Source organism: Clostridium sp. 7_2_43FAA (assembly GCF_000158375.2).
GTDB classification, from domain to species: Bacteria; Bacillota; Clostridia; order Clostridiales; family Clostridiaceae; genus Clostridium; species Clostridium tertium.
On record NZ_JH815223.1, the window covers coordinates 78,044 to 86,740 of the forward strand.

Below are 8,697 nucleotides of genomic sequence, written 5' to 3' on the forward strand. Positions count from 1 at the left end.
ACATTATATAATGTTATTTTGCTTTTTATTTTTTTCCTTGATAATCTTCTCTCTATATAACATTTAAAAATAACTATTCATATTTTACAATGAAAGGTGTAATGAAAATAACTAATGTTAAGTATGGTAAGAAAATATAATTTAATTTTAAAATTTCATATCTTAAAAATTAAAAATTAGTACTATATGTTATAATTTGAAAGTAGAAAATATTAGGGGAGTGTATATAAATGAAATATTTAGCTTGTGATTTAGATGGAACTTTAGTACAAAATGATGAAATTATCAATGAAGAAGATATAAATGCCATATTAAAGCTTAAGGAAGAAGGTCATAAGTTTATAATATCAACAGGGAGAAGTTTAGAAGGAATACATAAAATATTTAATAAATATCCTGAAATAGAATATGATTACATAGTTGCATGCAACGGTTCTATAATAATTGATAATAACGATAATGTAATTTATGATAATTTTATAACTAGTGAAGTTGCAGAAGAAGTATTTAGAGAATTTATAGATGAAGATGGCATTTGTGTTCATTTTGAACATGAAGGAAGTAACTATCTTATAGATCCAGAGGACTTTAGTGGAATAGAACATTTAATGGACTACTTCAAAGGTGTAATATCAAAGGAAGATGTATTTTCTAAAAAAAGAAATTACTCAATTATAAGCTTATTTGCAAAAAATATGGATATAGATAAAGCAGAAGAAGCAAAGGATTTATTAATAAAGAAGTATGGACATGCGGTAGAAGCATTTAGAAATCAATATTTCGTTGATATAGCTCCTAAAGATTGCTCAAAAGGAAATGGACTAAAAAAATTATTAGAACTTAATAATTTAGATATAGAAAAGCTTTATGCAATTGGGGATTCATATAATGACTTATCTATGTTTAATTTAACTAACAATAGCTTCACATTTCATCATGTAGAAGAACAATTAAAGGGCTATGCTAATAATCATGTTTCAAGTGTTAGTGAATGTATAGAAAAGATGCTAAGGTAACAGATTATTTAAGAATACTAAGGAAATAAATTAATATAAATAAATTGGAAATTTCACATGTTGACAATAAGAGTAAGTTATAATAAAATTGTTTTAATTAAATAAGCATTGAGTGATTATGTCGCCGGATATAATATTCGTATAGCAAGCATTAGGGATTCATGCCATTAGGCCTTTGGGTATGAACCACCTAATGCTTTTTTTATTTATAGGAGGAGAGAAATATGAGAATAGAATTAAGTAATAGTATTCTAAAAAGCTTCATAAAATATGTATCTTTTAATGTTATTAGCATGATAGGACTTTCATGTTATATATTAGCTGATACATTTTTTGTAGCAAATGGTGTGGGAAGTATTGGATTAACTGCATTGAATTTGGTTTTACCAGCATATAGTTTAATTAGTGGAATTGGGTTAATGATTGGAATGGGAGCAGCAACAAAATATTCTATATATAGAGGTAGAAATAATAAGGAAAAGGCAAATAAAGTTTTTACCAATTCAATTATTTTAGGGTTTCTAGTTGGATTAATTTTAACTATTGTCGGGATATCTTTTTCATATGATATTGCTAGTCTACTTGGTGCAGATAAAAATGTGAATCCTTTAGCTGGAGTCTATTTAAAAATAATTTTAATGTTTTCTTGTGCATTCATAATAAATAATATAATAATATGTTTTATAAGAAATGATGATAATCCAAACTTATCTATGATAGCAATGCTTTTAGGAAGCTTTAGTAATATAATTTTAGACTATATTTTTATATTTCCTTTTAAACTAGGCATGTTTGGAGCTGCATTTGCAACTGGACTTGCTCCGGTAATTAGTTTAATAGCACTATCATTACATTTTATTAAAAAGAAAAATAATTTTAAATTTATTAAATGTAAGATTAGTAAGTATTATATAAAGAATATAATTTCTTTGGGAATACCATCATTTATAACGGAATTTTCTTCAGGGATAATAATGTTGTTATTTAATTTTACAATTTTAGATATTGCTAATAACATAGGGGTAGCAGCTTATGGAGTAATAGCAAATCTTGCTTTAATAGTAATTGCAATATTTACTGGTATAGCGCAGGGAATACAACCAATAATAAGTAAAAATTATGGCGAAGGTAAAAGTAAGAATGTTAAAATTATATATAAGTATGCTTTAATAACAGCAGCAGTTGTTGGATCTCTTTGTTATCTATTAGGAATAGTATTTTCAGAGGAAATAATTAATGTTTTTAATAAAGAGAGAAATCAAGAGTTGTTTTCTATAGCAAATGAAGGTATTAAGATTTACTTTACAGCTTTTTTTATAATGGGATTGAATATAGTAACAACATCATTTTTTGCATCAATTAATGAAGCAAAAGAATCTTTTATAATTTCTATTATAAGAGGCTTAATTGTAGTTATTCCATTGATACTATTATTATCTAGATTATTTGGAATGACAGGGGTTTGGATTACTATCCCTTTAGCTGAAGTTAGTACTTTATTAATTAGTATTATGTTATATTTAAAATATACACAAGGAGTTAAAGAAGAAAAATAAATATAGTATTAAAGGGAGGGATTAGAGATGAATATAGAATTTAGGGAAATTGATAGAAGTAATTATAATGAATGTATAGAATTAAAAGTTAGTGATGAACAGAAAAGATTTGTTGCTTCCAATATGTATTCTTTGGTACAAGCAGCATATGAGCCTAATTTATATCCATTAGGTATTTATAAGGATAATGATATTGTAGGCTTTATTTTATATGATTTTGATGATGAACTTAATGGATGGTCAATGAGCAGATTCATGATAGATATTAAGTATCAAAATAATGGAATAGGAAAAGTAGCAGTACAGAAGTTTTTAGAGTTCTTTGTAGATAAATATGGACATCAGAAGCTTTACACAAGTGCTGAGGTTGATAATATTATTGCAATAGATTTATATGAAAAAAATGGCTTTGAAAAGAGAGAAGTATTTGAATATGAATTTTCAGGAGTAAAATACAGAGAAATTAGAATGATAAATAATATATAAAAAATAAGGAGCTGTTGAAAACAGCTCCTTATTTTTATATAAATCTTTATTTAGTCTTGCCTGAGAACTCTAAGTATTCATCATATGTCATAGCTCTATCTACTATTGATCCATCTTCTTTAATATCTATTATCCTATTTGCAATAGTTTGAATAAATTGATGGTCATGAGAAGCAAACATTATAACACTCTTATAATCTTTAAGTCCATTATTAACAGCAGTTATTGATTCAAGGTCTAAGTGGTTTGTAGGTTGATCTAGCATTAATACATTAGCATTTGTAAGCATCATTCTAGATAACATACATCTAACCTTTTCTCCTCCTGATAATACACTAGCTTTCTTTAATGCTTCTTCACCAGAGAATAACATTCTACCTAGGAATCCTCTTAAGTAAGATTCAGATTGCTCTTCAACAGTGTTACCTGAGTATTGTCTTAGCCAATCTACAAGGCTTAAATCACAGTTATCAAAGAATTCATTATTATCTTTAGGGAAGTAAGATTTTGTTATAGTTATTCCCCATTTGAATTCTCCACTGTCTGGCTCCATTTCACCGTTTATTATTTTAAATAAGGTTGTTATAGCAATGTCATTATCACCAATAAGTGCTATTTTATCATCTTTATTAATTCTAAAACTAACATTGTCTAAAACTTTAACTCCATCAATAGTCTTAGTTAATCCTTCAACTGTTAAAATTTCATTACCAACCTCTCTTTCAGGTTTGAATCCAACGAAAGGATATCTTCTGCTTGAAGGTTGAATATCATCTAAAGTTATTTTATCTAATAACTTCTTACGTGAAGTTGCTTGCTTAGATTTAGAAGCATTAGCACTAAATCTTGCAATAAAGTCTTGTAATTCTTTAATTTTATCTTCCTTCTTTTTGTTTTGATCCTTAGCCATTTGTAATGCTAATTGGCTTGATTCATACCAGAAGTCATAGTTACCAACATATAATTTGATCTTACCAAAGTCAACATCTGCCATTACAGTACATACTGTATTTAAGAAGTGTCTATCATGGGATACAACTATAACAGTTCCTTCAAATCTTAAAAGGAAGTCTTCCAACCAGTTAATTGATTGTATATCTAAGTGGTTTGTAGGCTCATCTAGAATTAGAATTCCAGGATTACCGAATAAAGCTTGAGCTAAAAGAACTTTAACCTTTTCTCCACCTACAAGTTCTGACATCTTTTTGTAGTGCATGTCAGTTCCGATTCCTAAGCCTTGAAGTAATGAAGAAGCATCTGATTCAGCTTCCCAACCATTCATATCAGCAAATTCACCTTCTAATTCAGAAGCTCTTATACCATCTTCATCAGAAAAATCAGGCTTTGCATATAAAGCATCTTTTTCTTCCATTATTTCATATAATCTTTTGTTACCCATTATCACTGTTTGTAAAACTTCGAATTCATCATATGCATAATGATCTTGTTTTAAAACAGACATTCTTGTATTTGGAGCAATAGAAACATCTCCTGTATTTGGTTCAATTTCTCCAGATAATATTTTTAAGAATGTACTTTTACCAGCACCGTTAGCACCGATAACGCCATAACAGTTACCAGGAGTAAATTTTATATTTACATCTTCAAAAAGCTTACGGCCACCAAATCTTAAACTTACGTTTGATACAGTTATCACTAAAAACCGACCTCATTTCTAATATTATTCATTTCGTTATTATATCATAAAGTTAACATATTTTCATTTAAAGCTAAAATAATATTTAGAAAATTTAATGGAAACATAGTAAATTATTTAAATCCTATAATTTATAGGGTTGACACTCGAATAAGGAAGTGTTAATATTTACTAAAATGCAGTTTTGGGAGAATAAAAATGAGCAAAATAATTAACTTGAAAGAAATAAAAGTTAATATGAATTATTATTATAGCTATTATAGATAGGACTTGTATTTATAAAGTAATTATAGATACAAGCCGTAATAAAGATTTAAGGTTTGTGTCTATGATGGTTATAAGTTTTAATTATGCTCGAGTTTTTAGAGATAATTTAACCACATAGATAAATGCTATGTGGTATTTTTATTCCTGCTTATTTACCACATAGTAGAGACTATGTGGTTTTTTTATATAAATTAAGGAGGAATGTAGGTTATGAAGAAAAGAGAACATTTTACGAGCAGGGTAGGATTTATAATATCTTGCATAGGAGCAGCTGTAGGGTTAGGTAACATTTGGATGTTCCCATATAGGCTAGGACAAAATGGAGGAGCAGTATTTTTAATACCATACTTTATATTTGTTTTATTACTAGGTTCTATAGGGCTTATTACAGAATTTACTTTTGGAAGATCAGCGCAGGGTGGATCATTAACAGGAATAAAAGATACATTTGAGAAAAGGGGCAAAAAAGGTGGAGTATTAATAGGGGCAATACCAGCAGTAGGATTAGCAGGAGTTTTTATGTTTTATAACGTAGTTGTAGGCTGGATTATTAAATATTTTACTTTAAGTACAACAGGAGAAATAAATAAAATAGAGATAGATAGTTTCTTTAATAATTTTGCAGGAAGTAATGAAACTATATTATGGAATGCAATTGCAATATTTATAGCTCTTATTATAGTAATTATAGGGATTACAAAGGGAATAGAAAAGGCAAACAAGATAATAATGCCATTACTTTTTATAATTTTTATATTATTAGCTTTTAGATCATTAACTTTACCAGGAGCTATGGAAGGAGTTAAGTACTTATTAACACCTAAATGGGAATACTTATTTAAAGTTAATACATGGGTAATGGCACTTGGACAAGCGTTTTTCACAGTATCATTAAATGGATGTGGAATGGTGGTGTATGGTAGTTATATAGAAAAGGATATGGATATACCAAGGGCAGCAATTAGTACAGCAATATTAGATACTATATCAGCATTATTAGCTTCATTTGTTATAATGCCAGCAGTATTTGCATTTGGCTTAGATCCTATGTCAGGGCCACCATTGTTATTTATAACACTACCGACTATTTTTAAATCAATGCCTGCAGGACAAATACTATCAATATTATTTTTCTTAAGTATAATATTTGCAGCTGTAAGCTCATCAATAAATATGCTAGAGGGGCCAGTAGAAGCTTTAATGTCTCAAACAAAATTAAGTAGGAAAAAAGCTACAATTTTAATATCAATGATATTATTTATACTATCAATACCATTAAATTTAGATATGAATTTATTTAATAATTTTGCAGATTTTATAACAATAGTTATATCTCCTCTTGGAGCATTAATAGTTCTTATAGTATTTTATTTCATGAGAGATAAAGAAGAAATTCTAGAGGAAATAAATATGGGTGCAAGTAGGAAGGTTGGAAATAAGTTTTTATTATTTTCTAAGTACGGTTTTACTACTATAACAGTATTGGTTATAATACTTGGAATAATTTATGGCGGTATATAGTTAATTAGTAAGTTTTAATAAATCAAGAGATGATGTTTATATAGCATCATCTTTTTTTTGTTTCTAAATATTGACAATTAATCTTAAAAGATATATAGTTAATTACACGAGTAATGAACTAATTAACTGAATTCACATATATTATATTAGAAAGTTAAAAGGAGGTAGCTATGAATTTAGATTTTTCTAGTGAAATACCTATATATATTCAAATAGCACAATCAATAGAAGATGGAATTTTAAATGGAATTTTAAATGAAGATGAAGTAATACCATCAACAACAGAAATATCTGTAAAGTTCAAAATTAATCCAGCAACTGTAGCGAAAGGCTTTAATTTATTAGTAGATGAAGGAATTATTTATAAAAGAAGAGGTGTTGGGATGTTTGTTTCAAGTGGTAGTAAGGAAAAGTTAATACAAAAGAGAAAAGATAAGTTTTATTCTAATTATATAGTTTCATTAATTGAAGAAGCTAAGAAGCTTAATATATCTACTGCAGATATCATAGAAATGATTAGAAAGGGGGAGTAGTTAATGTCATTAATAAAAATATCTAATTTAACCAAGACATATGGAAAGAATAAGGTTCTAGATAATGTTTCATTAACAATAGAGGAAAATAAGATATATGGATTATTGGGAAGAAATGGCGCAGGGAAAACAACTTTACTAAATCTTATAACTAATAGAATATTCCCAACTGAAGGTGAAATTACAATTGATAATGAAGATTTAATAGAAAACGATAAGGTAAATGATAAAATTTATTTTATGACAGAGCAAGATTTATATCCACCAAGTTTAAAAATCAAAGATTTATTTAAATGGACAAAAGAATTTTATAATAATTTTGATATGGACTATGCATTAAATTTAAGCAAAAAGTTTGGACTTAATGTTGATAAAAAATTTAAAGAGTTATCTACTGGATATTCTTCAATATGTAAAATAATAATAACTTTATCATCAGGAGCTGAAATATTACTTTTTGATGAGCCTGTTTTAGGATTAGATGCAAATCATAGAGATATGTTTTATAAAGAATTAGTTGCAAATTATATAGATGAGCCAAAGACTATAGTACTTTCAACTCATATTATAGAAGAGGTTTCAGAGATTTTAGAAAAAGTAATAATAATTAAGAATGGAAAAGTTTTAGGTGATAGAGAAGTAGAAGGGTTATTAGGAGAAGCTTACTTAGTATCAGGAGCAGCTGAAAAAGTAGATAAGTATTTAGAAGGTAAGAATTGTATTAATATAGAAACTATAGCTGGATTTAAGGAAGCTACAATCATTGGGGGATTAACTAAAGAAAATAAAAAGGAAATAGTAGAATTAGGGTTAGAAATTTCAAAAGTTGAACTTCAAAAATTGTTTATTCATTTAACAGGAGAGGAGGAAGCTAAGTAATGAAGATAAAATCAATAGTTAAATATAATATAGGCTCTTTAAAAAAATCAATATTAATATATTATTGCGTATTCATTGCGATATGCGCTCTCTCAACAATATTTGCTTATAAATTTAATGGAACAATATCGTCATCGGGAATAGAACTTTCTTCTGCCATATTTATATTTGTTGTAGGATTAAATGTGTTTAAGGAAAATTTTTATTTTATAAAGGCTAATAACTTATCTAGAAAGAGTTACTTTTATGGAACAGTATTATCAATGGTTCCAATATCTATAGGGATGTCATTTATAGATTTAATTCTAAATAGGATATATAACATTTTTGTTAACTGTCCAACTAATTATGATATGATATATACGGATTACGTTAATATTTGGAATTATGCTAATAATGGGTGGGTTCAAAGTAATAGTTTAGAAACACTTTTTAATACGTTTTTATTTCAAGTATCTGTATATTTAATGGTATTTCTTTTCGGGTTTGTAATAACCATGCTTTATTATAAATGCAATAAATTAATGAAGACTGTAATATCAATTATTCCAATATTATTAATTATAGTTTTTAATATGATATTTAATATGATGGTATTAAGTTTTCCATATTTATTAGGTAAAATTTCTGAGGCTTTATTCTATATTTTAGGAATTTTACCTATAAATGTATATATGACTATTTCAACTTTTAGCATTACATCTGTAGCATTAGCTGCTGTTGCATATCTATTAATAAGAAAAATGACAATAAAACAAAAATAGTATAAATAAAAAATGAAG

Annotated in this window: 8 protein-coding genes; 7 read left to right on the forward strand and 1 reads right to left on the reverse strand. The window is 27.2% G+C overall.

The window, feature by feature from the left end:
- The first annotated feature begins 230 nt into the window (after positions 1-230).
- The 3 genes from CSBG_RS16710 to CSBG_RS16720 all read left to right on the forward strand — a co-directional run bounded on the left by CSBG_RS16710 (position 231) and on the right by CSBG_RS16720 (position 3,058).
- Positions 231-1,016 (forward strand): Cof-type HAD-IIB family hydrolase, encoded by a 786-nt coding sequence (locus tag CSBG_RS16710; protein WP_008681393.1) that lies wholly within the window; start codon positions 231-233, stop codon positions 1,014-1,016.
- Positions 1,017-1,240: 224 nt separating this feature from the next.
- Entirely contained in the window at positions 1,241-2,572 is a 1,332-nt protein-coding gene (locus tag CSBG_RS16715) for an MATE family efflux transporter (RefSeq protein WP_008681394.1), read from the forward strand.
- Between the two features lie 27 nt (positions 2,573-2,599).
- On the forward strand, positions 2,600-3,058 hold the full coding sequence (locus tag CSBG_RS16720) for a GNAT family N-acetyltransferase (protein WP_008681395.1): 459 nt from the start codon (positions 2,600-2,602) through the stop codon (positions 3,056-3,058).
- Between the two features lie 46 nt (positions 3,059-3,104).
- On the opposite strand, the gene CSBG_RS16725 is transcribed toward CSBG_RS16720, so the two are convergent.
- Complete coding sequence (locus CSBG_RS16725) at positions 3,105-4,715, reverse strand: ATP-binding cassette domain-containing protein (RefSeq protein ID WP_008681396.1); 1,611 nt, start codon at positions 4,713-4,715, stop codon at positions 3,105-3,107.
- A gap of 477 nt (positions 4,716-5,192) precedes the next feature.
- Between CSBG_RS16725 and CSBG_RS16730 the strand changes: the two genes are divergently transcribed.
- The 4 genes from CSBG_RS16730 (at position 5,193) to CSBG_RS16745 (ending at position 8,679) form a co-directional block, all read left to right on the forward strand.
- Entirely contained in the window at positions 5,193-6,503 is a 1,311-nt protein-coding gene (locus CSBG_RS16730; protein WP_008681397.1) for a sodium-dependent transporter, read from the forward strand.
- Between the two features lie 170 nt (positions 6,504-6,673).
- Positions 6,674-7,036: a GntR family transcriptional regulator gene (locus tag CSBG_RS16735; RefSeq protein WP_008681398.1), complete on the forward strand. Its 363-nt coding sequence runs from the start codon at positions 6,674-6,676 to the stop codon at positions 7,034-7,036.
- A 3-nt stretch (positions 7,037-7,039) separates the two neighbouring features.
- On the forward strand, positions 7,040-7,915 hold the full coding sequence (locus CSBG_RS16740) for an ABC transporter ATP-binding protein (RefSeq protein WP_008681400.1): 876 nt from the start codon (positions 7,040-7,042) through the stop codon (positions 7,913-7,915).
- A complete protein-coding gene (locus CSBG_RS16745; RefSeq protein WP_008681401.1) occupies positions 7,915-8,679 on the forward strand; it encodes a hypothetical protein in 765 nt (254 codons plus the stop codon). The genes CSBG_RS16740 and CSBG_RS16745 overlap by 1 nt, the downstream gene beginning before the upstream one ends.
- The last annotated feature ends 18 nt before the right edge of the window (positions 8,680-8,697 follow it).